At 68.2% G+C, this 23,961-nt stretch carries 24 protein-coding genes; 14 read left to right on the top strand and 10 right to left on the bottom strand.

Annotated features, from left to right (window positions below; translation table 11 throughout):
* Positions 1-129: 129 nt before the first annotated feature.
* The 9 genes from IP92_RS08010 (at position 130) to IP92_RS07970 (ending at position 10,061) form a co-directional block, all read left to right on the top strand.
* Positions 130-990, top strand: a complete 861-nt coding sequence (locus IP92_RS08010) for an AraC family transcriptional regulator (protein WP_145873983.1) — start codon at positions 130-132, stop codon at positions 988-990.
* The gene (locus tag IP92_RS08005; RefSeq protein ID WP_145873982.1) at positions 987-1,553 is read left to right on the top strand and encodes a gluconate 2-dehydrogenase subunit 3 family protein; all 567 of its coding nucleotides are present in this window, start codon (positions 987-989) and stop codon (positions 1,551-1,553) included. The genes IP92_RS08010 and IP92_RS08005 overlap by 4 nt, the downstream gene beginning before the upstream one ends.
* Before the next feature lies 1 nt (position 1,554).
* Positions 1,555-3,285: a GMC oxidoreductase gene (locus IP92_RS08000; protein ID WP_145873981.1), complete on the top strand. Its 1,731-nt coding sequence runs from the start codon at positions 1,555-1,557 to the stop codon at positions 3,283-3,285.
* A 236-nt stretch (positions 3,286-3,521) separates the two neighbouring features.
* A complete protein-coding gene (locus IP92_RS07995; RefSeq protein ID WP_145873980.1) occupies positions 3,522-4,358 on the top strand; it encodes a sugar phosphate isomerase/epimerase family protein in 837 nt (278 codons plus the stop codon).
* Positions 4,355-5,845: a sugar ABC transporter ATP-binding protein gene (locus tag IP92_RS07990; RefSeq protein WP_145873979.1), complete on the top strand. Its 1,491-nt coding sequence runs from the start codon at positions 4,355-4,357 to the stop codon at positions 5,843-5,845. Before IP92_RS07995 ends, IP92_RS07990 begins: the two co-directional genes overlap by 4 nt.
* Positions 5,823-6,842, top strand: coding sequence for an ABC transporter permease (locus tag IP92_RS07985; RefSeq protein WP_145873978.1), 1,020 nt, complete (start codon positions 5,823-5,825; stop codon positions 6,840-6,842). Before IP92_RS07990 ends, IP92_RS07985 begins: the two co-directional genes overlap by 23 nt.
* A 24-nt stretch (positions 6,843-6,866) precedes the next feature.
* On the top strand, positions 6,867-7,817 hold the full coding sequence (locus IP92_RS07980) for a substrate-binding domain-containing protein (RefSeq protein ID WP_145873977.1): 951 nt from the start codon (positions 6,867-6,869) through the stop codon (positions 7,815-7,817).
* A gap of 20 nt (positions 7,818-7,837) precedes the next feature.
* Positions 7,838-8,890 carry a sugar phosphate isomerase/epimerase family protein gene (locus tag IP92_RS07975; protein WP_145873976.1) on the top strand — a complete coding sequence of 351 codons (1,053 nt, stop codon included), beginning with the start codon at positions 7,838-7,840 and terminating at the stop codon, positions 8,888-8,890.
* Between the two features lie 10 nt (positions 8,891-8,900).
* A complete protein-coding gene (locus IP92_RS07970) occupies positions 8,901-10,061 on the top strand; it encodes a Gfo/Idh/MocA family protein (RefSeq protein WP_229418677.1) in 1,161 nt (386 codons plus the stop codon).
* Positions 10,062-10,073: 12 nt separating this feature from the next.
* Here IP92_RS07970 and IP92_RS07965 read toward each other — a convergent pair whose 3' ends face one another.
* Positions 10,074-10,820, bottom strand: coding sequence for an SDR family oxidoreductase (locus tag IP92_RS07965; protein WP_145873975.1), 747 nt, complete (start codon positions 10,818-10,820; stop codon positions 10,074-10,076).
* A gap of 120 nt (positions 10,821-10,940) precedes the next feature.
* Between IP92_RS07965 and IP92_RS07960 the strand changes: the two genes are divergently transcribed.
* Positions 10,941-11,576, top strand: coding sequence for a CatB-related O-acetyltransferase (locus IP92_RS07960; protein ID WP_145873974.1), 636 nt, complete (start codon positions 10,941-10,943; stop codon positions 11,574-11,576).
* A gap of 33 nt (positions 11,577-11,609) precedes the next feature.
* Here the strand turns inward: IP92_RS07960 and IP92_RS07955 are convergent, their stop codons facing one another.
* Together IP92_RS07955 and IP92_RS07950 are read right to left on the bottom strand one after the other, a co-directional pair.
* Positions 11,610-12,206 (bottom strand): phasin family protein, encoded by a 597-nt coding sequence (locus IP92_RS07955; protein ID WP_145873973.1) that lies wholly within the window; start codon positions 12,204-12,206, stop codon positions 11,610-11,612.
* 194 nt (positions 12,207-12,400) lie between these two features.
* Positions 12,401-14,002 (bottom strand): FAD-dependent monooxygenase, encoded by a 1,602-nt coding sequence (locus tag IP92_RS07950; RefSeq protein WP_145873972.1) that lies wholly within the window; start codon positions 14,000-14,002, stop codon positions 12,401-12,403.
* 349 nt (positions 14,003-14,351) lie between these two features.
* Here IP92_RS07950 and IP92_RS07945 point away from each other — a divergent pair, with 349 nt between their 5' ends.
* Entirely contained in the window at positions 14,352-16,613 is a 2,262-nt protein-coding gene (locus IP92_RS07945) for a PhoX family protein (protein WP_145873971.1), read from the top strand.
* Positions 16,614-16,804: 191 nt separating this feature from the next.
* On the opposite strand, the gene IP92_RS29850 is transcribed toward IP92_RS07945, so the two are convergent.
* Positions 16,805-16,972: a hypothetical protein gene (locus IP92_RS29850; protein WP_158206670.1), complete on the bottom strand. Its 168-nt coding sequence runs from the start codon at positions 16,970-16,972 to the stop codon at positions 16,805-16,807.
* A gap of 41 nt (positions 16,973-17,013) precedes the next feature.
* On the opposite strand from IP92_RS29850, the gene IP92_RS07940 reads away from it, so the two are divergent.
* On the top strand, positions 17,014-17,358 hold the full coding sequence (locus IP92_RS07940; RefSeq protein WP_145873970.1) for a hypothetical protein: 345 nt from the start codon (positions 17,014-17,016) through the stop codon (positions 17,356-17,358).
* A 38-nt stretch (positions 17,359-17,396) separates the two neighbouring features.
* On the opposite strand, the gene IP92_RS07935 is transcribed toward IP92_RS07940, so the two are convergent.
* The 5 genes from IP92_RS07935 to IP92_RS07915 form a co-directional block, all read right to left on the bottom strand.
* Positions 17,397-18,425, bottom strand: a complete 1,029-nt coding sequence (locus IP92_RS07935) for a zinc-binding dehydrogenase (RefSeq protein WP_229418676.1) — start codon at positions 18,423-18,425, stop codon at positions 17,397-17,399.
* Positions 18,413-19,498 carry a flavin monoamine oxidase family protein gene (locus tag IP92_RS07930; RefSeq protein WP_145873969.1) on the bottom strand — a complete coding sequence of 362 codons (1,086 nt, stop codon included), beginning with the start codon at positions 19,496-19,498 and terminating at the stop codon, positions 18,413-18,415. Before IP92_RS07930 ends, IP92_RS07935 begins: the two co-directional genes overlap by 13 nt.
* Positions 19,459-20,169 carry a cupin domain-containing protein gene (locus tag IP92_RS07925; RefSeq protein ID WP_145873968.1) on the bottom strand — a complete coding sequence of 237 codons (711 nt, stop codon included), beginning with the start codon at positions 20,167-20,169 and terminating at the stop codon, positions 19,459-19,461. Before IP92_RS07925 ends, IP92_RS07930 begins: the two co-directional genes overlap by 40 nt.
* Before the next feature lie 61 nt (positions 20,170-20,230).
* Positions 20,231-20,575, bottom strand: a complete 345-nt coding sequence (locus IP92_RS07920) for a carboxymuconolactone decarboxylase family protein (protein ID WP_145873967.1) — start codon at positions 20,573-20,575, stop codon at positions 20,231-20,233.
* Between the two features lie 19 nt (positions 20,576-20,594).
* Entirely contained in the window at positions 20,595-21,368 is a 774-nt protein-coding gene (locus tag IP92_RS07915) for an SDR family NAD(P)-dependent oxidoreductase (RefSeq protein WP_145873966.1), read from the bottom strand.
* 157 nt (positions 21,369-21,525) lie between these two features.
* On the opposite strand from IP92_RS07915, the gene gcvA reads away from it, so the two are divergent.
* Positions 21,526-22,434, top strand: a complete 909-nt coding sequence (gene gcvA, locus IP92_RS07910; protein ID WP_145873965.1) for a transcriptional regulator GcvA — start codon at positions 21,526-21,528, stop codon at positions 22,432-22,434.
* Between the two features lie 54 nt (positions 22,435-22,488).
* Positions 22,489-23,385 (top strand): helix-turn-helix transcriptional regulator, encoded by an 897-nt coding sequence (locus IP92_RS07905; protein WP_145873964.1) that lies wholly within the window; start codon positions 22,489-22,491, stop codon positions 23,383-23,385.
* Here the strand turns inward: IP92_RS07905 and IP92_RS07900 are convergent.
* Positions 23,327-23,914: a LysE family translocator gene (locus tag IP92_RS07900; RefSeq protein WP_145873963.1), complete on the bottom strand. Its 588-nt coding sequence runs from the start codon at positions 23,912-23,914 to the stop codon at positions 23,327-23,329. The two genes, IP92_RS07905 and IP92_RS07900, sit on opposite strands and share 59 nt — an antisense overlap.
* Positions 23,915-23,961 lie beyond the last annotated feature (47 nt).

Genomic DNA, 23,961 nt, shown 5'->3' with positions numbered 1-23,961 from the left:
ACGGACGCTATCACGAAATCGGCGGGCCGCACGTTGCCGAATTCGTTATAAATTTTTCCGATTTCCTGACAATTCCAGAATTACCGGAATGCTACTATCTCCGCATAAAGAAAAAGCAGGAGACAGGCGATGAATACCATCGTACTAGGCAGGGGTGTCGTCGTTGCCCAGGGTGCGCCCGGCGAGCGGCCGGTACCCGGCAACGGCGCCGCCAGCGCAGTCACGGCGGGCTGCGCGCGCTTCTTCACGGAGCACGGCATCTCGACACCGAGCGCGCTGTTCGACACGCTGCCGGACATGTACTACTTCGCGAAGAACCGCGCCGGCCAGTTCGTCTGGGGGAACCGGCTGCTGCAGGAGCAGCACGACCTCGCTGACGTGGCCGACATCCTCGGCAAGACGGACCACGACTTCTTCCGGCGCGATATCGCCGACCGCATCCGCGCCGACGACCTCTCGGTGATGGACCGCGGCGTCACCGTCAAGAACAAGCTGGAAGTGCTGGGCGGCGAGAACGGTGAGCTGATCTGGCTGTTCACGACGAAGGCGCCGATCCGCGACCGGCACGGCGAGATCGTCGGCATCGAAGGCTTCTCGCGCGATGCCCAGCGCTCGCAGGACGTGATCGCGCCGTTCCACGAATTCAGGAAGTGCATCGAGTACCTGCAGGAGCACCTGATGGAGCCGATCAGCATCGAGCACCTGGCCAGGCTGTCGTGCATGTCGCTGTCCACGTTCGAGCGCAAGTTCAAGCAGCATTTCTCGTTGACGCCAAAGCAGTACATCCTGCACCGCAAGGTGCACGAAGCGTGCCGCCTGCTGCCGCAGGTGAACAACATCGCCCGCGTGGCGCTGGAGACGGGCTTCGGCGGCCAGAGCTACTTCACGAAACAGTTCCGCACCGTGGTCGGCATCACGCCGAAGCAGTACCAGCTGTCGCTGGCGGCCGGCCGCACTGGCCGCGCGCCCCGGCAGGAGCATCGGACATGAGCGAACCATCGCGCGACCGCCGCGCCGCGCTGCTGCGCCTGGGCGCACTGTGCGGGCTGGCCCTGGCCGGCGACGTGCTGGCCGCCGTCACCGCCGCCAAGCGGCCGGGCGCGCAGCCGCAATTCCTCACCGCCGACGAACTGGCGCTGACGGGCGTGCTGGCGGAACTGATCATCCCGCAAACGGATACGCCCGGCGCGTTGGCCGTCGGCGCGCACTACACGGCCGATCATCTGCTGCACGCCTGCGTGGCCGAGCCGGAACAGGCCGCGACGCGCGCCGTGCTGGCAAAGCTCGACAGCGCCGCGCAACGCGATGGCAGCAAGCGCTTCGTCGCCCTGCCCGCCGCCCGCCAGGTCGCCCTGCTGCACGCGCTCGACAACGGCACGGCGCCGTTCGACGGGTCCGACGGCCGCGCCTTCCGGCAACTGAAAAGCCTCGTCGCGTTCGCGTACTACACGTCGGAAGCGGGCGCGTCGCAGGAACTGGCCTACCTGCCCTTCCCCGGCGGCTTCACCGGCAACGTCAGGATCACTCCATCCACTCGCACCTGGGCTCTGTGACATGGCATCGGTCTACATCAAGGCAAGTCCCGAAACGTTCGACGCGATCGTCGTCGGCTCGGGCATCACGGGCGGCTGGGCCGCGAAGGAATTGACGGAGCGCGGCCTGAAAACGCTGATGGTCGAGCGCGGCCGGCCCGTCGAACACGGCGTCGACTACATCGGCGAGAACAAGGACCCGTGGACGATGCCGAACCGCGGCCTCGTCGACCACAAGCTGGCCGAGGAACAGTACTTCAACCAGCGCATGTGCTACGCGTTCGACGAGCACACGAAGCACTTCTTCAACAACGACCGCGACATGCCGTATTCGACGCCGGAAGGCCGGCCGTTCAGCTGGATCCGCGGCAATCAGCTGGGCGGCAAGTCGCTGATGTGGGCGCGCCAGTCGTACCGCTGGAGCGACCTGGATTTCGAGGCGAACCTGAAGGATGGCCATGGGGTCGACTGGCCGATCCGCTATGCCGACCTGGCGCCGTGGTACAGCCATGTGGAACGCCACGTCGGCATCAGCGGCACCAGCGAGGGTCTCTCGGTGCTGCCGGATAGCGAATTCCTGCCCGCGTTCGACTTCAACTCGGTCGAATTGGCGCTGAAGAAGAAATTCGACGCGAAATACGCGCCGGCGCGAATGATCATGGGCCGCACCGCGAACCTGCGCACGCCCGGCGAGACCCAGCTGGCCCAGGGCCGCGGCCAGTGCCAGGCGCGCAGCCAGTGCCACCGCGGCTGCTCGTTCGGCGCCTACTTCTCGACGCAAAGCTCGACGTTGCCCGCCGCGCTGAAGACGGGCCGGCTGAGCATCGCCACCGACAGCATCGTGCACAGCGTGATCTACGATCCGAAGACGAACCGCGCGACGGGCGTGCGCGTGATCGACGCGAATACGCTGGAGACCCGTGAATACCACGCGAAGGTCGTGATGCTGTGCGCCTCGACGCTGGCGTCGACGGCGATCCTGCTCAATTCGACGTCCGAGGCTTACCCGGCGGGCCTGGCCAATTCGTCCGGCGTGCTGGGCCACTACCTGATGGACCACCTGTTCGGTGCCGGCGCCAGCGGCAGGATCGAAGGCTTCGAGGACGACTACTACCAGGGCCGCCGCCCCACCGGGCCGTACATCCCGCGGTTCCGCAATGTGCTCGACAAGCACCCGGCGTTCCTGCGCGGCTATGCGCTGGCCGGCGGCGCGGGCCGCGAAGGCTGGCAGTCCGCGGCGCACCGGCCCGGCTTCGGCAAGGACTTCAAGGCGATGATCCGCAAACCGGGGCCGTGGCGCTTCGGCCTGGGCGGCCAGGGCGAAATGCTGCCCCGCTACGAGAACATGGTGAGCCTGCACCCGACGAAGAAGGACAAATGGGGCATGCCGCTGCTGCACATCGACTGCTCGTATTCGGACAACGACCGCAAGATGCAGGAGGATATCGCCAACACGGCCGCGAACATCCTCGAAGCCCTGGGCGTGAAGGACGTGCGCCGGCACACCAAGACGCTGGAGGAATGGCCGCCCGGCCTGTCGATCCACGAGATGGGCACGGCGCGCATGGGCCGCGACCCGAAAACGTCGGTACTGAACGGCTTCAACCAGGCGCACGACGTGCCGAACCTGTTCGTCACGGACGGCGCATCGATGGCGTCGTCCGCATGGCAGAACCCGTCGCTGACGTTCATGGCGCTCACGGCGCGGGCGTGCGCGTATGCCGTTGATGAACTGAAGGCGGGGCGGATTTGATGAGTTTTATGCGCGAGCCGTCGCGTAAGAGCCACCCCAAGTGCAAACCCTGGGGTCAGACCCGGCGGGGCTTTACCGGGGTTTTGGAGAGCATGCTCTCCGCCGGTAAAGCGGTGCAGGCTTGCATGCCTGCACTCCTTCCTGACCCCGGCTCTTGGCTTGGGGTTAAATCCACCGCTTGCGGCGCACAACTGACCACTGATCCAAAGCCGAAACGACCTGATCACGGAGTATTCATGACCACCATTCGTACCGCCACCTTCTTCGCCTTGCTACTCGCAGCTACAGCGGCCGACGCCACGCCCCGCCTCGGCGTCCAGCTGTGGTCCGTCAAGGACGAGATCAAGCAGGACTTCACAGGCACCCTGGAAAAGATCGGCGCGCTGGGCTTCCAGGGCGTCGAGTTCGCGGGCGAGTTCGGCCCGTACAAGGACAACCCCGCCGGCCTGAAGACCTTCCTGGACAAGCACCGGCTGCAATGCGCCGGCGCCCACGTGCATTTCGACCAGCTGGCGGCCGAGCACTTCGACGCCACGACGGCGTTCTACCGCACGCTCGGCTGCACGAACCTGATCATCCCGATGGATGCACGGGGCGCGAGCGCCACGGGGAGCCTGGAGATGAGCAAGCAGCTGACGGCGCTGTCCGGCCAGCTGGCCGCCAAGGGCATGCGCATTGGCTACCACAACCACGCGCAGGAACTGGCCGGCGCCGTGGGCGCCACGCCGTGGGACGTGATCGCGAAGAACACGCCGCAGGCGGCGATCCTGCAGCAGGACGTGGGCTGGACGACCTACGCGGGCAAGGACCCGGTCGCGTACGTGAAGAAGTACCCGGGACGCACCGTCAGCACGCACTTCAAGGCGAAGTTCGTCGAAGGCACGAGCGGCACGCCGATCATCGGCCAGGACAAGACGGATTGGGCGGGCCTGGCCCGCGCTGTGCGCCAGGTGGGCGGCACGGACTGGATCATCGTCGAGCAGGAGGAATACCCGAACGGCATGGGCCAGCTGGAATCCGTGGCCGCGTCGCTGAAGGGCTTGCAAGCCGTGCTGGCCAAGCTGCCGCAATGAGCCTCGCGGTCCGCTTCCAGCACATCGTCAAGGAGTTCGGCCCCGTGCGCGTGCTGCACGGCGTCGACTTCGCGCTCGAGCCGGGCCGCGTGGTTGGCCTGCTAGGCGAGAACGGTGCCGGCAAGTCGACGTTGATGAAGATTCTGGCCGGCTACGAGCGCCCCAGCGGCGGCCAGCTCGTGATCGACGGCGCCGAGCGGCGCTTTGCGAGCGCGCGCGACGCCGAAGCGCTCGGCATCGTGCTGATCCACCAGGAATTCAACCTGGCCGAGCACCTGACGATCGCGCAGAACATCTTCCTCGGCCACGAGCGCACGCGCGGCTGGCTGCTGGACCGCGCCGCGATGCGGCAGCAGGCTTCTCGCCATCTCGAACAGGTGGGGCTGGACGTGGATCCGGACACGCGCGTGGCGGACCTGATCGTCGCCGAAAAGCAGCTCGTCGAAATCGCCAAGGCGCTGGCGCGCAACGCCCGCCTGCTGATCATGGACGAGCCGACCGCCAGCCTGTCGCCGGGCGAAACGGCGAAGCTGTTCGCGCTGATGGCGCGGTTGAAGGCGGACGGCGTGACGATCGTCTACATCTCGCACAAGCTCGACGAGATGGAAGCGCATACCGACGAGGTGGTGGTGCTGCGCGACGGGAAGTTCGTGACGCGCGCCGCCACGAAGGACGTCAACCGCCAGCGGATGGCGAACCTGATGGTGGGCCGCGACGTGTCCGACATGTTCCAGCCCAAGCGCCTCGTTACGGCGGACGCGCAGGTAGCGCTGCGCGTGGCCGGCCTGACGGTGCCCGGCTGGGTGCAGGACCTGGACTTCGACGTGCGTGCCGGCGAGATCCTCGGCTTCGCGGGGCTGGTCGGCGCCGGCCGCACCGAAGCGTTCGAAGGCTTGTTCGGCCTGCGCCCGAAGCGCGCCGACCGTATCGAGGTCGCCGGCCAGCCGGTGCGCATCCGCGCCCCGCGCGACGCGATGCTGCACGGCCTCGCCTACCTGTCCGAGGACCGCAAGGGCAAGGGCCTGCACCTGGACATGACCCTCGCCCAGAACCTGACGATGATGACGCTGGAGCGCGACGCCCATCCGTGGCTCGACGTGAAAGGCGGCCGCGCCGCGCTCGATGCCGCGATCGCCGACTTCGGCATCCGCCTGCGCGACCCGCAGTGCACCGCGCGTGCCCTGTCCGGCGGCAACCAGCAAAAGCTCGCGCTGGCGAAATACCTGCGCACGAACCCGCGCGTGATCGTGCTGGACGAACCGACCCGCGGCGTGGACGTCGGCGCCAAGCGCGACATCTACGCGCTGATCCACCGGCTGGCGGCGGAAGGCCGCGCGGTGATCGTCATCTCGTCCGAGCTGATCGAGCTGATCGGCCTGGCGCACCGCGTGGCCGTGCTGCGCGGCGGGCGCAAGCAGGCGATGCTCGGGCCTGACCAACTTACCGAGGAAACGCTGATCGCCCATGCAACCGACACCCACCACTAAGCCTCTCACCCCGGCCGCCTGGCCCGCCGTTGCGCGCCTCCTGACGCACACCAAAGGCCTGGGGCCCGTGATCGCGCTGGTCCTGCTGTGCGTCGCCGGCGCGTTGATGAACCCCGACTTCGCCACGTTCGACAACCTGATGAACGTGCTGACCCGTACGGCCTTCATCGGCATCATCGCCGTCGGCATGACGTTCGTCATCGTCTCCGGCGGCATCGACCTGTCGGTCGGCTCGATGGCCGCGCTGATCGCCGGCGTGATGATCGTCGCGATGAATGCGTTGGCCACTGGCGCGAACGCGCCGTCCGCGCTGGCGATCGTCGTACTGGGCATTGCGCTGGCGCTCGCGTTCGGCGCCGCGTTCGGCATCGCCCACGGCTTTCTCGTCACGCACGGACGCATCGAGCCGTTCATCGTCACGCTCGGCACGCTGGGCATCTTCCGCGCCGTGCTCACGTGGCTGTCCGACGGCGGTGCGCTGACGCTGGACTTCAACCTGTCCGAAACCTATGGGCCCGTGTACTACCAGAGCGTGCTTGGCGTGCCGATTCCCGTGTGGGTGTTCGCGCTCGTCGCCGTGGCGGGCGCCGTGATCCTGAACCGCACGCCGTTCGGCCAGCACGTGCAGGCGATCGGTTCGAACGAGCAGGTGGCACGCTATGCGGCGATCCGCGTCGATCGCGTGAAGATGCTGACCTACCTGCTGCTGGGCGTGTGCGTGGCCGTTGCCACGATCCTGTATGTGCCGCGGCTGGGCTCCGCGACGCCGACCACCGGCATTCTGTGGGAGCTGGAAGCCATCGCGGCCGTCGTCGTGGGCGGCACGTCGCTGAAAGGCGGTGCGGGGCGCATCATGGGCACCGTCGTCGGCGCGATCCTGCTGTCCGTGATCGGCAATCTCCTGAACCTCACCAGCATCATCAGCGTCTACCTGAACGCGGCGGTGCAAGGTGTCGTGATCATCACCGTGGCCTACCTGCAGCGCGGGCGCCGCTGAACCATTCGTCTTCGAGGAAATCCAATGCGCGTATTCACCCAACTTGCCGCCGCCTGCCTGCTCGCGTGCGGCGCCCTGCATGCCGCCGCTGCCGAAAAGGTCACGCTGGGCGTGGCCATTCCGACCGCCACGCACGGCTTCACCGGCGGCATCGTCTGGTGGGCCAACCAGGCCAAGAAGGAACTGGAGGCGGCCAACCCGTCGCTGAAGGTGATCGTCAAGACGGCCGCCAGCACGCCGGAACAGGCCAATCAGGTACAGGACCTGCTGGCCGTGAACAAGATGAACGCGCTGGTGATCCTGCCGCTGGAATCGGCATCGCTGACGCAGCCGGTCGCGCAGGTGAAGAACAAGGGCGTGTACGTGACCGTCGTCGACCGGGGCCTGACGAACCCGGGCGCGCAGAACGCCTACGTGGCCGGCGACAACACGGCATTCGGCCGCCTGCCCGCCGAGTACCTGGCGAAGCGGCTGAACGGCAAGGGCAACCTCGTCGTCCTGCGCGGCATGCCCAGCACGATCGACAACGAGCGCGTGAACGCCTTCAATGCGGAGATCAAGAAGCACCCGGACATCAAGGTGCTCGACGCCAAATACGGCAACTGGAACCGCGACGACGCGTTCAAGGTGATGCAGGACTACCTGACGCGCTTCAAGCAGATCGATGCTGTCTGGGCGGCCGACGACGACATGGCGATCGGCGCGCTGAAGGCGATCGAACAGGCCAAGCGCACCGATATCCGCGAAGTCTTCGGCGGCGCCGGCGCCAAGTTCGCCGTGAAGAAGGTGCTCGATGGCGACAAGCTGGTGCAGGCCAACGTGTCGTACTCGCCGAAATTCATCTACGACGCGATCAAGATGACGGCCAACGCGCGCCTGAAGGGCGAGGCGCTGCCGGCGCGCACGATCATTCCGTCCGTGCTGATCACCCGCGCCAATGCCAAGGACTTCTACTTTCCCGACTCCCCTTATTGACCTCCGACCGAGAGACGCGCATGAAAACCATCAAGGGACCGGCGATCTTCCTCGCCCAGTTCATGGGCGCCGAGGCGCCGTTCGACACGCTGGCGAACCTCGCCGCCTGGGCCAAGGGTCTCGGCTATGAAGGCATCCAGCTGCCGACCGACAAGCGGTTGTTCGACCTGGAGCTGGCCGCCGACAGCCAGACCTATTGCGACGAGGTGACCGGCATCCTCGCCGCGCACGGCCTCGCGATCACCGAGCTGTCCACGCACCTGCAAGGCCAGCTGGTGGCCGTGCACCCGGCCTACGACAGGCTGTTCGACGGCTTCGCGGCGCCGCACGTGCGCGGCAACCCGCAGGCGCGCCAGCAATGGGCGGTGGAACAGGTCAAAGCTGCCGCGAAGGCTTCGCGCCGCCTGGGCCTTACCACGCATGCGAGCTTCTCCGGTGCGCTGGCATGGCCTTACCTGTACCCGTGGCCGCAGCGCCCCGCGGGCCTCGTCGAGGAAGCGTTCGGTGAACTGGGCCGGCGCTGGCAGCCGATCCTCGATGCGTTCGACGACGCCGGCGTGGACATCTGCTACGAGCTGCACCCGGGCGAGGACCTGCACGATGGCGTGACGTTCGAACGCTTCCTCGCCGCGGTGGGCAACCACGCGCGTGCCAACATCCTGTACGACCCCAGTCACTTCGTGCTGCAGCAGCTGGACTACCTGGCCTTCATCGACATCTACCACGCACGCATCAAGGCCTTCCACGTGAAGGATGCCGAATTCCGGCCCGACGGCCGGCAAGGCGTGTACGGCGGCTACAACGGCTGGGTGGAGCGGGCCGGCCGCTTCCGCTCGCTGGGAGACGGCCAGATCGACTTCGCCGCGATCTTCTCGAAGCTGGCGCAGTACGATTACGCCGGCTGGGCGGTGCTGGAATGGGAGTGCTGCCTGAAACACCCGGAAGACGGTGCGCGCGAAGGGGCGGAGTTCATCCGCCGCCACATCATTCGCGTGGCCGAACGGGCATTCGACGACTTCGCAGGCAGCGGCGCCGACCGCGCCGCCCTGCGGGAATTGATGGGAATCAGCTGATGGGAATCGCATGAACAACGTGACACGCAAACTGCGGCTCGGCATGGTGGGCGGCGGCGACGGCGCCTTCATCGGCGCCGTGCACCGGATCGCGGCCCGGCTGGACGATTGCTACGAGGTGGTGGCCGGCGCGCTGTCCGGCAATGCGGAGCGGGCACTGCGCAGCGGCACGGCACTGCGCCTGGCGCCGGAGCGCTGCTACACGGACTTCCGCGCGATGGCGCAAGCGGAAGCCGCGCGTGCGGACGGCATCGACGCCGTCGCGATCGTCACGCCGAACCACCTGCATGCGCCGGTGGCCACGGCGTTCATGGAAGCGGGCATCCACGTCATCTGCGACAAGCCGCTGGGCATCTCGACGGCGGAAGGTGTCGCGCTGGCGGCGCTGGCGCGCGACAGGAACCTCGTCTTCGCGCTGACGCACACGTACACCGGCTACCCGATGGTGCGGCATGCGCGCGAGCTGGTGGCATCCGGCGCCATTGGCGACGTGCGGCTCGTCCACGTCGAATATGCGCAGGACTGGATGGCCGAGGCGGCCATGCAGAGCGACGAATTCCAGCGCACCAATTGGCACAACGACCCGGCCAAGGCCGGCCCGACGGGCTGCACCAGCGACATCGGCACGCATGCGTTCCACCTGGTCGGTTTCGTGGCCGGCATGCAGCCCAGCGAGCTGCTGGCCGAGCTCCATGCGTTCACGCCGAACCGCACGCTGGACGATCACGTACAGGTGATGCTGCGCTACCCGAACGGTGCACGCGGCATGCTGTGGTCGAGCCAGATGGCGACCGGCTGCGAGAACGCGCTCAAACTACGCGTGTTCGGCACGAAGGCCAGCCTCGCGTTCGACCAGGAAAACCCGAACGAACTGTGGCTTACGCCGCAGGGCGGCTGCGCGCAGCGGCTGACGCGCGGCCGCGTCGTCGGCGCCGCGGCCGAACACGCGACGCGGGTACCGTCCGGCCATCCGGAAGGTTACCTGGAGGCGTTCGCGCAGCTGTATCGCGATGCGGCGGCACGCATCCATGCGCTGAAGGCCGGCCTGCCCGTTCCGGAAGAGACGGCCGACCTGCCGACGGTGGACGACGGCGTGGCCGGCATGCGCTTCATCGATGCGGTGCTGGCGAGCCACCGGGCGGGGTCGCGGTGGACGGCGCTGGAGAGGTGATCACCGCGTTGATCACTTCACAGCCGCGTTGCCGCCATCCGCGAACAGCCCCGTGCCGGCGACGAAGCTGGCCAGCGGGCTGACGAGAAAGCCGATCGCCGCCGCGATCTCGTCCGGCCGGGCGATACGCTTCAACGCATGCAGGCCGGCGGCCCATTCCTTCTGCGCCGCGTCGCCACCCATCGGCGTGTCGACGCCGCCCGGCAGCACGGCATTGGCGCGGATGCCGTGTGCCGCGTAGTCGGCCGTGATGCCTTTCACGAGCCCCATCAACGCCGCCTTCGATGCGCCATACGCCGCCATGCCGGGGACGCCGGCGCTGGTGCCGACAAAGGTCGACGTGAACACGAGCGCCCCGCCGCCCCGCTCCAGCATTGCGGGAATCTGGCTGCGCGCGCCCAGGAACGCGCCCGTCAGGTTGATCGCGAGGACGTCGTGCCACTCGTCCAGCGACACCTCGGCCAGCGGGCGATACGGGCCGGCCGTGCCGGCGTTGTTGACGGCGATATCGAGCCCGCCGCATTCGCGTGCGGCGGCAACGAGTTTGTCGTGGGTGGCGGGATCGGCGATGTCGCCGGCGACGGCCAGTGCACGGCCGCCGTCCGCGCGGATCGCTTGCATGGTCTCTTCGAGCGGCCCGGCGCGGCGCGCGTTCAACACGACGGTGGCGCCGCTTCGCGCCAGCAGCAGCGCCGTGGCGCGGCCGATGCCGGACGATGCACCCGTGACGATGGCGACCTTGTCATTCAAATCGAACATGGGAACTCCTTGGTGGGTTGGGATGGCGGCACTGTAGCCCCGCCCTGGCCGCCCGGCGCTCCGGTTCTTGCGTTCGAATTGACGGAAGGGCTACAGTAGCGCTTTCGCAAGGAGACACGCATGCACGGCCCTGACCCGAAGAACCCCTTCCCGATGCCCGGCTTCCCGCAGGTTTGCTACCTGAGGAACGTGATCGACGACGCGCAGATCGAGATCGGCGAGTACACGTACTACGACGACCCGGATGGCCACGAGAATTTCCGCCGCAACGTGCTGTACCTGTTCCCGTTCATCGGCGACAAGCTGCGCATCGGCAGGTTCTGCGCGCTGGCGCGCGGCGTGAAGTTCATCATGAACGGCGCGAACCACCAGATGAGCGGCATCTCCACGTACCCATTCTCGATCTTCGCCACCGGCTGGGAAAGCGCGCAACCGACACCGGGCGAGCTGCCGTACAAGGGCGACACGGTGATCGGCAACGACGTGTGGATCGGCTACGACGTATTGGTCATGCCGGGCGTGACGATCGGCGATGGCGCGATCGTGGCGGCACGCTCTGTCGTGACGGCCGACGTGCCGCCGTATGCGATCGTCGGCGGCAATCCGGCCAGGGTGCTGAAGAAGCGCTTCGACGACGAGACGATCGCGCGGTTGCTGGCGATCCGGTGGTGGGATCGGCCGGCTGAGTGGGTCACGGCCAACCTGGAAGTGATCCGGGGCGGCGATGTGGAGGCGCTGGAGCGGGTGGCGCGCTGACGCGAGCCTGGCCTGCCACCCGCGTGCCGTAACCTAGCCAGCCTTGGCGGCCTTCACGCCGGCCTGCTGGCCAGCGCTTTGCACATTCCCCTGGAACGACGCCGCGTCTGCGCCGCCGCTGCCATTGCCGGCATGCTGCATCGTCCCATGCGCGGCCATCTCGCCGCGCCATGCGCCCTGTTGGAACGGGTCGCGGAAGTTCTTCAGCGTTTCTTCCTGGTGGCGCAGGCTGCGGTCCGTTTCCTCGGCCGCCACGCGTGCCACTTCATCGGCCAGGGTGCGCGCCGTCTTCGCGGTTTCCTGGATGTGCTGCTCGGCGACGCGCGAGATGTCGACCTGCGCATCGGCCGCCATGCGGGCCAGGTGCTGGCCGTAGGCACGCAGTTTTTCCGATGCCGGCTGGGCGCGCGATGCGGCGATCGAGAACGCTTCGTTCGGACGGTCCGTCGCCAGCAGCTGGTGGCCGGCGATCGTGCTTTCTTCCAGCAGGGTCTGGCCCAGCTGGATGTTCAGCTGGCACAGCTCCTGATAGGCGCGCGACAGCGACTTGTTCATATCGTTCAGGAAGGCAGCCTGCGCGTTCAGGTGCGAGCGCACGGCGGGCGTAACGGAGGGCGAGAACAGGAACATGGCATACCTCTGACAGTGTGGTGGTGGAAAACGGCCACGCCAGGCGTTCTTCCGTTGGCGCCGTGACGGGCCAGCATGCGGGACCGCGGGGGGCGGCGACGCGGGTCATACGCTATGCCCGATTTATGACAGGCGTTTGACATGGCGCCCGTCGCACCATGCAAGCCGCTCCCCCCAACCGCCGGCACTGCGCGCTAAGCCGGGCAGGCCCCGACGGTGCGCAGCGCGTCCTCCAGCACCGCTGCCGCGTTCACCGGGAAATCAACCGATCGCCAGGCGATGATGCCGTCGGGCCGTATCAGCACCGCACCGCCGGACGATACGCCAAAGCACTCGTCGAACGGTACGTCCGCAGGGAACGTGACGTCGCTGCCGACGCGCACCGCCTTGAATGGCAAAGGCAGCCGGGCCGCCGCGGTGCGTGCGGCGTCGGTCCACCGGCCGTCTCCCGTCAACAGCACCAGCTCATGCGCGAACAGGTCCAGCGTGGACAAGCGCTGCCCGTCCCGCTGGATCCATACGTGCGGCGCCCGGGTTCCCGGCTGCCCGGCCCACTCGGCCGGACTGGCGGCGGGCGGTAACTCCGCCCCTGCGCCGATGACCGAGAACGAACGGTGCAGCTGGCCCAGCTCCATCGCTTCGTTGGCATATAGCGTCTCGCCCTGCAGTGCGTCCCCCGCCCAGCGCGCGTAGTCGGGACGGGCAAATGTCTGCTGGTGCCGGAGCCAGCCGATGGGCTGCCGTTCCGCGTCATAGGTATCGAGCAGGCGTGACGAAGAATGCCCCTGCAGCACCCATGCGAGCTTCCACGCCAGGTTCCACGTATCGTCGATGCCGGTGTTCGCACCGAAGCCGCCGCGGGTCGGCGGCAGCTGATGCGCCGCGTCGCCGGCAAGGAAGATCCGCCCTGCCCGGTAACGCTCCGCGATGCGGCCCGCCATCTCCCAGCGGCCCGCTGCCAGCATCTCGACGGCAAAGGGGGAGCCCAGTGCCTTATGAACTAACTCGTGCGGATCGGCCGCGCGGTACGCTTCGGTATCGTCGAACATCAGCACCCAGCGGCCATCGCCGTACGTCGTCAGGAAGGCGCGCAAGTCCGGTTGCTCGATATTGAACTGCTGGATGCCTTTTGCCAGCACGGGATCGGCTTCCGGGCACCGGAACAGCAGGCTGCGCAACGTGCGCAGGTGTCCGACGCCCCGCCGCGCGATGCCGAGCGTTTCGCGGATCGCACTGTCGGCGCCATCGGCCGCGATCACATAGTCGGCCATGACGCGATGGATCTGTTGCGTGGCGCGGTCGCGCACATCGACCGGGACACCATCGTCCAGCTGCTCGAAGGCGAGCATTTCCACGCCCAGGCGCAGCTCGGCCCCATGCGCGGCGGCGGCCGTGCGCAGGATGGGTTCGAGCCTGTCCTGGGCAAGCGCCGCGCCGGTGCAAGGCGACGCCACCGCATGCGCGCCATCCTGCCCCGGAGTCCAGTCCGATTCGCCGTGCCAGTCGCCCGTCAGGCTGGTCGCGCGCACGCGCCGCAGCCGCGTGCCCGGCGGGACTTGCGGGATGCGGTCGGCGATGCCCACCGCCCGGTAGAACTCCAGCGTGCGCTCGGTAAAACCGATGGCGCGCGGGTGCGGCGAACTGGCCGTGTGCTTTTCGATCACGACGGGCCGGATGCCGCGCCAGGCGAGGAACAATGCGGCGGAGAGTCCGACCAGGCTGCCGCCAATGATCAGGACCGGGATGCGCTCGGTAGTTGAAGTGATAGTTGAAGTGGTAGTTGAAGTATTCGACATGATTCGTCCTTGTGGATGGTGCCGGGGCACGGCGAAGGACGAACGAAGCTTCTCGATACGCGGAGCGTGGATGCACAGGTGGCCAGCCCCCGACGAGAAGACGACGCACGTCCGCCTCTCGTCGTGGTCCGCGGCCCCCACGGGCTGGATTGTGGCTCCGCTGGCGCGGGCGCTGACCGGGGCTTACCAAACCGGTCCACCATTTTCGACGCGCCAAGCATAAAGCATCAACGTGCGCCGTGCAAGGAAGCCCCCAGGCCGGCGTGGCATGTAATCAGGATGTCATACATAAGTCATAACATTTCCGTTTTCTTGAAACACCAAGCAATTCCAGCCAGGGAGAAAGAGAATGCAGAAAGACAGCGGCGACATCCGCCACGTCGTGGACCATGACGACATCGACACCAACACGTCCGGCAACGACAGCTTCCAGACCGTGCTGCAGGCGAACCTGAAGCGCCGCGCGGTGCTGAAGGGCGGCATGCTGTCCGCGGCCTCCGCGCTGTTCGGCGGCATGGCCCTGACGGCCTGCGGCGGCAGCGACGACGATCCGGCACCGGTGACGCCGCCGACCACGCCGACCACCCCGCCCGTCCAGGGCGAGAAGCTGCTGGGCTTTACCGCCGTGGCGAAATCGCTGGCCGACGCTGTCGTCGTCCCGGCCGGCTACACCGCGAAGGTCGTGTATGCGCTGGGCGATCCGCTGACCGCCGGCACCGCCGCATTCAAGAACGACGGCACCGACGAGAGCTTCGAAAACCGTGCCGGCGACCACCACGACGGCATGGAGTTGTTCGGCCTGTCCGCGACCGGTGCGCCGTCGACGGAGTCGAACGATCGCGTGCTGCTGGCGATGAACCACGAAGCGACGACGGACCAGACGCTGTCGTCGTTCTTCCTGCATGCGAACGGCGGCACGACGAAGCTGCCCCGCCCCGCGGCGGAAGTCGACAAGGAAGTGGCAGTGCACGGCGTCTCCGTCGTGGAAGTGAAGAAGAGCGGCAGCGACTGGAAGTATGCGCAGGATTCCGCCTTCAACCGCCGCGTCACGCCTTTGACCGATATCGAGATCGCCGGCCCGGCGCGCGGCAGCAAGCTGCTGGTGACGAAGTACTCCACCAATGGCACGCGCACCCGCGGCACGCTGAACAACTGCGGCACCGGCAAGACGCCGTGGAACAGCTTCCTGACGGGCGAGGAAAACTGGGTCAACTACTTCACCCGTTCGGCCACCGATGACGCGGCACGCAACGACAAGAGCGTCGTCGCGCTGCAGCGCTACGGCAAGACGCAGGGCGCGGCCTCGCGCCACGGCTGGGAAACGGCGGGCACGGACGACAAGTACGCGCGCTGGAATATCAGCAAGAGCGGCGCTTCGGCGGACGGCAGCGACGACTATCGCAACGAGATGAACGGCATGGGCTTCGTCGTCGAGATGGACCCGTACGACAAGACGAAGACGCTGAAGAAGCGCTCCGCGCTGGGCCGCCTGGCGCACGAGAGCGCCGCGTTCGGCCCCGCCACGGCCGGCCAGCCGCTGGCCGTGTACATGGGCGACGACTCGCGCAACGAGTACATCTACAAATTCGTATCCGCCATCAACTGGGTCGCCGCGGACGCGAACCCGGCCGACCGCCTGGCGACGGGCGACAAGTACCTCGACAGCGGCACGCTGTACGTGGCGAAGTTCAACGCGGACGGCAGCGGCGAATGGCTGCCGCTGACGATGGCGAACAGCGCCGTGTCGGGCTACACGAAGTACAAGTTCGACGACGCGGCCGACATCGCCGTCAATACCCGCCTGGCCGCCGATGCCGCCGGTGCGACGAAGATGGACCGCCCGGAATGGTGCTCGGTGAACCCGGCCAACGGCGAGGTGTACTTCTCGCTGACGAACAACAGCAACCGCCGCGTCGAACCGTCCGGTTCCAGCCAGAGCGCGCCGGACGGCGCCAACCCGCGCGCCTACACGGACATGAAGGCCAGCTCTTCGCAAGCGGGCAACGTGAACGGCCACATCATCCGCATCAAGGAAGGCACGGGCGGCACGGGCGCGACGAGCTTCAAGTGGGACGTGTTCCTGTTCGGCGCCGAGTCGGGCGCGGACCAGGCGCTGGTGAACCTGTCGAAGCTGTCCGCCGACCAGGACTTCTCCAGCCCGGACGGCCTCGCGTTCGCCCGCAGCACGGGCCTGTGCTGGATCCAGACGGACGACGGCGCCTACACGGACGTCACCAACTGCATGATGCTGGCCGCGGTGCCCGGCACCGTCGGCGACGGCGGCAAGGTCACGCTGAACTACGCGAAGTCGGCCGGCGGCACGGTGGCGGTGGACACGTATGTCGGCAAGGCCGCCAGCGCCGATACGCTGAAGCGCTTCCTCGTCGGCCCCGCGGGCTGCGAGATCACGGGCCTGTGCGAAACCCCGGACGGCAAGACGATGTTCATCAACATCCAGCACCCGGGCGAGAACACGGACCAGGCCAACCTGGCCGACCCGTCGAAGTACACGAGCCAGTGGCCGTCCAACGCCGGCTACGGCGCCGGCAAGCGCCCGCGCTCGGCCACGATCGTGATCACGAAGAACGACGGCGGCCGGATCGGTACCTGATCCACCGCGGCAGCACGGTCCAGCCCCCCGCCAAGGGGGGATGCCGTTCAGTTAGCATTTGAAGCGCGCCGTCACTGCGTGCATTCACCCCGGCAAAGGCTGGGGTCAGACCCGCCGGGTCTGACCCCGGGGGTTCGGGTCTAGGGTTTGCCTTTACTGAACGGCATTACCGCCGCGGTGCCCTCTTCTTGTCACGCGCTGCCGGCCAGCGGTATTCGCTCGACCAGCGGATCTGTCACGGCCGGGGTACCGCAGCTGTCGACGGCATCGAAGCGGCCGAACCCGTGCGGGGCGGCGCGGCGTGCGGTGGGCACGTGACGCTGGCCGGACTCGGCGAGGCTGGCCTGCTGTAGCGGCATGCCGCGTGGCGCGCCGGCGGCACACCTGCTATGCTGCCGGCATGACTACGAATTCCGACATCGAACTCTCCGGCCCGTTCAAGGCCACCGACAGCGGCGGCCAGGCGCACGACGTGAAGGCCATCCGCATCTTCGACGAAGGCTACGGCATCATCGACGTGTACGTGGACTTCGCCAAGCCGCTGGCCGGCGCGAACAAGGACCCGGCGCTGCTGCGCCAGATCGTCGAACGGCTGCGCTCACTCGGCTACAAAGGCCCGGACTTCGGCCTGGGCGACCCCGGCCTGCAGGAAGCGCGGCTGATCGTGCTGGAAGCGCCGGAGGAATTCGCAACGTTCGCCAAGAGCCGCGGCTGGAAGAACCTGGCCGAGGATTTCGACGAGTAAGCCTGCCCGGCAAGCCCGCCCGCAGGCCCGCGGCCGTGTCAGCGCGGCTGCACGGCGTGCGTCATCGTCAGCACGATGCGATAGCGCGGCGTGCCCGCGCGGATGCGGGCCAGCGCCTCGCTGGCCCGCTCCAGCGGCATCGTCTCGATCATCGGCCGCACCCCGGCCAGCACACTGAAGTCCAGCGTACGTTCATTGTCGTACGGAGAGCCCGTGATCGACCCGATCACCTGCCGTTCGCCGACGACCAGCTGGCCCGGCGCGACCGGCAGCGGCTCCTTGCCGGCGCCCAGCAGCACGAGCCGCCCCGTTGGCGCCAGACCGGCCAGCAGCGGCGCAAGCGCAGCGGCTGTACCCATCGTGCTGACGATGGCTTGCGCACCGCCCAAACTTTGCAATACCGCCGCCGCATCCTCGCTGTGCGTGTCGACGTAGCGGTGCGCGCCCAGCGCCAGCGCGTCGTCCGCAGGCGCCGTGCCGCGGCCGACGGCAATCACCCGGAAGCCCATCCGCCGCGCATACTGCACGGCCATGTGACCGAGACCGCCGATGCCGGCAATGGCGACCGTGTCACCCGCCTGCGCGCCGCACTTGCGCAGCGCATTGAACGTGGCGAGGCCGGCGCACAGGATCGGTGCCGCTTCGTGCGCATCCAGCTCGTCCGGTATCGCGACCAGCGCATTGCAGCGCGCCACCATCATTTCCGCATAGCCGCCATCGCAGGTACTGCCGACGAACGGCTGGTCGGTGCACAGCTGGAACCGGCCTTGCCGGCATTGCGGGCACACGTTGCAATGCCCGCCGAGCCGGCCGACGCCGACGCGCTGGCCCGCCTGCCACAGCGCCGGCACGCCGGCACCCAGCGCGACGATCCTGCCGACCACCTCGTGACCGGGCACACGCGGCGGCGGCGCGCTGTCGACATCCGCCACATCGGCGCCGCAAACGCCGCACGCCTCGACCGCGATCAACACCTCGCCGGGGCCCGGCACGGGTACGCTCCGCTCGACCAGTTCCACCTCGCCCGGCCTGGCGATCTGCATCGCCCGATAAGTCATCTGCCGCATGTGCTCTCCGTGGTTGAAAGATTGGCGACGCCCAGCGCGGCGGCCTCGATCGCGCCGGCCAGGTAGCCGGGAAAATGGGGCGACCACTCGCTGGCGATGCCCGTGATGCGGCCATGCCACGGGCCGGACGGCGCGGTGGCCGGCGGTGCGGCGGCGTGCGCCGCGGCCCCTTGCAGGTCGTCAGCGGTTGCCGTGTGCGGGTCCACCGCCCAGTCCTGGATGAAGTCCGCAACCGGCAGCGCAGCCCGCGCACCGAACAGCCCCCCGAGCTGGGCGCGGCATTGCGCGCGCAGCTGGTCAGGGTCGATCGCGCGCCTGCCGGCAGCCGGCAAGCCGAAGAAGCCGAACAGCGCGCCGCTGCAGCCGGGAGTGGACGCATCGTGGATCTCGGCCAGAGGCCCGCACGCGCTGCGCGCCCCGCCGGACAGCCCTTCTGCGCGCCAGAACGGTTCGTCGTAGACAGCCACATATTTCGCATGGGGCGCCATCCACGTGGCCGTCCGTTGCCACTGCCGGCCCAGCGCCGGCGGCAGCGCCGGCTCGCACGCCACGCGTTCGATCAGCAAGCGGGGCGGCAGCGCCAACAGCACGTGGCCGGCGTGCCATGCGACTTCGGCCGTCTCGATCGCCACGCAGTCGTCCAGCGCGCGCAGCCGGAGCACGGTTTGGCCGGTGACGATGCGCCGCGCATCGATGCGTCCACGCAGCGCGTCGACCAGTGCCGTCATGCCGCCGGCCAGGCGCATCGACGGGGGCACGCTGGCAAAGCCGCGCACCCGTTCCGGTGCCGCATGGGGCGAGCGCTCCAGCAGCAGGTCGCCCGCTTCGGGTTGCCGGAAGCGCTGCAGTCCAAGCTCACGCACGAGCCGGTCCAACTCGGGCTGGTGATCGGGCCAGAACCACGTGGCGCCGAGGTCGAACCGGTCCGGCCCATGCGATGCTGACGCGATGCGCCCGCCGGGTATCGCGCGCGCCTCGATCAGCATGTAATCGATACCGCGCCGCTCCAGCAGGGTGGCTGCATACAGGCCGCTCAGTCCCGCGCCGACGATGGCGATGCTTGTGCTGCGCATCCGTGTTCCTCCTTGGTGGCGGCGGCCAGGTGGCCGGTCTTCAGATAAATGGTCGTGCCCTGCTCCGCCGCGGCCAACGCGGCGTGCCGGCCAGGCGGCAGGCGTATCCACGTGCCCCGTTCCCAGCGCTGGCCTGCCGCGTCGATCGCGCCATCCAGCACCAGCACTTCGGCGCCCGCCACCGGTGCCGCAAAGAGCGGCGTGTGCGGCGGCAGTCGTTGCAGGCTGACCTGCTCGGCCACGCCCGCAAAAAGTGGGCAGATCTCCCGCCCCGCTTCCCATCGCCAGGCGCTGGCCTGCCGCGTATCGACGCGCACCGCGTCCCGCTCGTCCGCCGCCATCTGCCGCAGCTTGACGAACAGCAGCGCGCCGATCGCGCTGGACGGTGCGTGGCCGGACCCGGGCGGATTGCGCAGGTACCAGCCGGCCGGGAAATGCTGCCCGCCTTCGGAAAAGGTCCCTTCCAGCACGAGGATTTCCTCGCCGCCGGGATGGGCGTGCGCAGGGAAGTGCGATCCGGGCGCGTAGCGTACGAGGCTGGTGGCGCGGGCGTTCTCGCCACCCAGCCGGTCCAGCATCACGCGCTCGACGCCGGCTTGCGGCGACGCGACCCACACGTGGTCCGCTGGCGCGACGACGGCGCGCCGGGTGAAATCGGCATTGACGAGCATCGTGTCCTCCTGTTCGAACGAATTGCCGGCCGCACGCTGGCGGCCGGCGTTTGCCGCCTCGTCAGGCGGAGGGCAGTTGCGAGTGCGCTTCCAGCACGCGGGCCGAGTAGGTCAGCGCCGCTCCCGCGTTCAGCGCGATCGCCACGCCCAGCGCCTCGGTGATCTCGTCCACCGTGGCGCCATGTTCCGCCGCCTTCTTCGTGTGCACGGCAATGCAGCCGTCGCAGCGGGTCGTCACGGCGACGGCCAGGGCGATCAGTTCATGGACCTTGGGCTCCAGGCGCCCCGTGCGCGCGGCCGCGTTGTCGATCGTGGCCAGGCCGCGCAGCACATCCGGGCTGCGTTGCCCCAGTTCGCCCACGCGCTCCAGCAGCGCGGTACGGTAGGTGTTCCAGTCATGCATCATGGTGTATTCCTCCGTGATTTCAATTACGGCCGGCCATCACGCCGCCATCCACGTCCCAGATCGCGCCCGTCACCCAGCCGGCCTGCTCGGACAGCAGGAAGGCGATCGTTTCGGCCACGTCGCGCGGCGTGCCCACGCGGCCGATCGGGTGGAAGCCGTTGAAGCCCTGCAGCGCCGCGTCCACTTCCGCTTTCGGAATGAAGCCTTCGTAGATCGGCGTCTGCACGACGGCCGGCGACACCGCGTTGACGCGGATGCGGTGCGGCGCCAGCTCCATCGCCAGGTGCTGCGTCAGCGCGTGCAGGCCGGCCTTGGCCATCGAGTACGCGGACGACGGCGTGGCGGCGATCGCCTGCTTCGCCCACATCGAACCGATGTTGACGATCGCGCCCGGCCGCCCGGCGGCCACCATGTTTGCCGCGACCTTCTGCGTGATGAAGAAGAACGCCTTGTTCAGCTTCATGTACTGCTCGTAGTCGGCCTCGCCGTGCTCCAGGAACGGCTTCGGGAAGAATACGCCTGCCGCATTGACGAGCAGGTCGATGTCGCCATGGCGTGCGCCGATCTCGCCCAGCAGTGCCGCCACGCCCGCATCGCTGGACAGGTCCGCCGTCAGCGCATCGACTTCGCCCAGCGGCGCCAGTTCGCGGCGCGCCGCGTCGACCTTGTCGGCACGGTGGCCCACGACGATCGCCTTGCCACCTTCGGCCAGCACCATCCGCGCCGTCTCCAACCCCATGCCGCTCGTGCCGCCGACTACCAGCAGCTTCTTGCCTTCAAATCGCTTGTTCATTGCATTCCTCATATCGTCACTTCACATTCAGTGAAGAAAAACTTATCGGTACCAGCACCGCGCCGGCACCTGACATGACCGCCATTCTTCACGATCGGCGGGCGTGGCACAAACGAGTTAAAGTGTCGGGTATCGAAAGAAAATCTTTACCACGACGATGACGACACCGTACCTGAACGCCCTGCGCGCCTTCGAGGCCAGTGCGCGCCACCAGAGCTTTGCCAAGGCTGCCGAAGAGCTGCACGTGACGCCGGCCGCCGTCGGCCAGCTCGTGCGCACGCTGGAGGACTGGCTCGGCACGCCGCTGTTTCACCGCGGCGCCAGCGGCCGCGCGCGGCTCGTCGCCACCGAGACGGCCGAGCGCGCGCTGCCCGACATCCGCGCCGGCTTCGACCGGCTGGCACTGGGCCTGGAGCGGCTCAGGGAAGGCGGCACGAACGGCACGCTGACGGTGACGGTCAGCCCCGCGTTCGCGGCGAAGTGGCTGCTGCCGCGCATCGACCGCTTCCAGGCCGCGTGCCCGGACCTGGACGTGCACCTGGAAACGAACCAGAAGCCGGTGGACTTCCTCGCGCAGCGCATCGACATCGGCGTGCGCTACGGCGCCGGCCACTGGCCCGGGCTGGCGGCCGAGAAGCTGATGGAAGAGGATATCTATCCGGTGTGTTCGCCGGCGCTGCTGCGCGGCCGCGCGCGCCTGCGCAAGCCGCGCGACCTGGCCCGCGAAACGCTGATCCACGACATGCCGATGGACAGCTTCGCGGGCTTTCCCACCTGGGACACGTGGCTGCGCCATGCCGGCGTGACGGACGTTCCGCCCACCCGCGGCATGAAGATCAATAACTCGGCCGCCGTGCTGCAGGCCGCGATCGACGGCCACGGCATCGCGCTGGCGCGCAGCGTGATGGCGCGCGACGACCTGGCTGCTGGCCGGCTGGTACGCCTGTTCCCCGAGCTGGACTACCCGTCGCCGCTGGCCTATTACATCGTCTACCGGCCCGAGTGCGCGAGCCTGCCGCGGCTGGCCGCGTTCCGCGCGTGGCTGCTGGGCGAAGCCGCACGCTAGCGCCCGCGCCGGAAAACTGCGATCATGCAGCGTGTCCCGAACCGATCGCATCCGATGAACAGCCGCGCCATCCCCACCTTCTGGCACGACCCCGCCCTGCCCTGGCTGGAAGCGCGCGCCATCGACGACGGCCGCGCCGTCCGCTACGGCAAGCATGCGCACGACACGTTCTCGATCGGCCTCGTGACGGGCGGCGAAAGCATCTACGTGAACGGGAAGTCGCGCGAGCACGTGCGCGCCGGCGCGGTGGTGCTGATGAACCCCGGCGACGTCCACGCCTGCAATCCGCTCGGCGACACGCCGTGGGCCTACCGCATGTTCTACGTCGACAGCCGCTGGTTGGCCGGCGTTCAACGCGACGTGGGCCTGCATCGCCACGACGACCTGCAGCCCTATGTCGCCATCGTCAGCCATGCGCCGGCGCTGTCCGCGGGGCTGGCGGCGCTGTACGCGACGTGCACCGGCCGGCACGCGGACCCGCTGGCGAAGCAGCAGGCTGCCGTCGCTTTTTTCACTGGCATGCACGACGTGTTGCAGCCCGCTGTGCAGCCGACTTCCACCCCGCGCAACGAGCCGGGCGCGCCGCTGCGCCGTGCGGCCGAATACATCGCCGACAATTGCATGCACGCGCTCACGCTGGACGACATCTGCGCGGCCGCCGGGCTGTCGCCGTCATACCTGATCCGCGCCTTCAAGGCCCGCTACGGCATGACGCCGCACGCATGGCTCGTCAACCGCCGCATCGAATACTGCCGCGGCCTGCTCAAGCGCGGCCACCCGATCGCGGATGCCGCATTGCTGGCGGGGTTCGCCGACCAGGCCCATATGCAGCGCACGTTCAAGCAGCATGTGGCGGCGACGCCGGGGCAGTATCGCTCCCGCCAATACGCCGCTAGTGCGCCACCAGCCACACCGCACTCGCCGCCAGCAGCGCCGCCATCGCCCGGTTGAACAACCGGATCCTGGCTGGGTCGCGCAGGTGCTCGCGCAGCGCGGCCCCGGCCCAGGCCCAGCTGGCGATCGACAGGTAGCAGACGATGAAGTAGATCGCCGCGAATTCCCACACGAGCCGCGCATCGCCGTCGGCGACGAACGCGCCCATGCCCGACACGGCGGCCAGCCATGCCTTCGGGTTCAGCCACTGCATCGCGGCGCCCGTCCACCATGCAGGACCGGCCACGTGCGCGTCCTGCGGCAAGGTGCCGTCGTCGCGCGCCAGCTTCCAGGCGAGGTACAGCAGGAACGCGACGCCGGCCCAGCGGACCGCCGTGATCGTGTGCGGCGCCTGCCGCATCAGCTCATGCAGGCCCAGGCCCGTCAACAGCAGCAGCAACGTAAAACCGACGGTGGCGCCGCTGACGTGGCGCAGCGTTGCCGCGAGCCCGTGCCGCGCGCCGGCGGACAGCGCGACGACGTTGACGGGGCCGGGCGAGATCGAGGAGGCCAGCGCGAACGCGGCCATCGAGAGATAGAGTGACATGGAGTGCGCTTCCCTGAAGATGAATCGGAAGCGCCACGATAGGCCGC

The organism is Pseudoduganella flava (assembly GCF_007830495.1).
GTDB lineage: Bacteria > Pseudomonadota > Gammaproteobacteria > Burkholderiales > Burkholderiaceae_D > Rugamonas > Rugamonas flava.
Note: the sequence above shows the minus strand (reverse complement) of the source record. Positions and strands in the feature narration are given on the sequence as shown.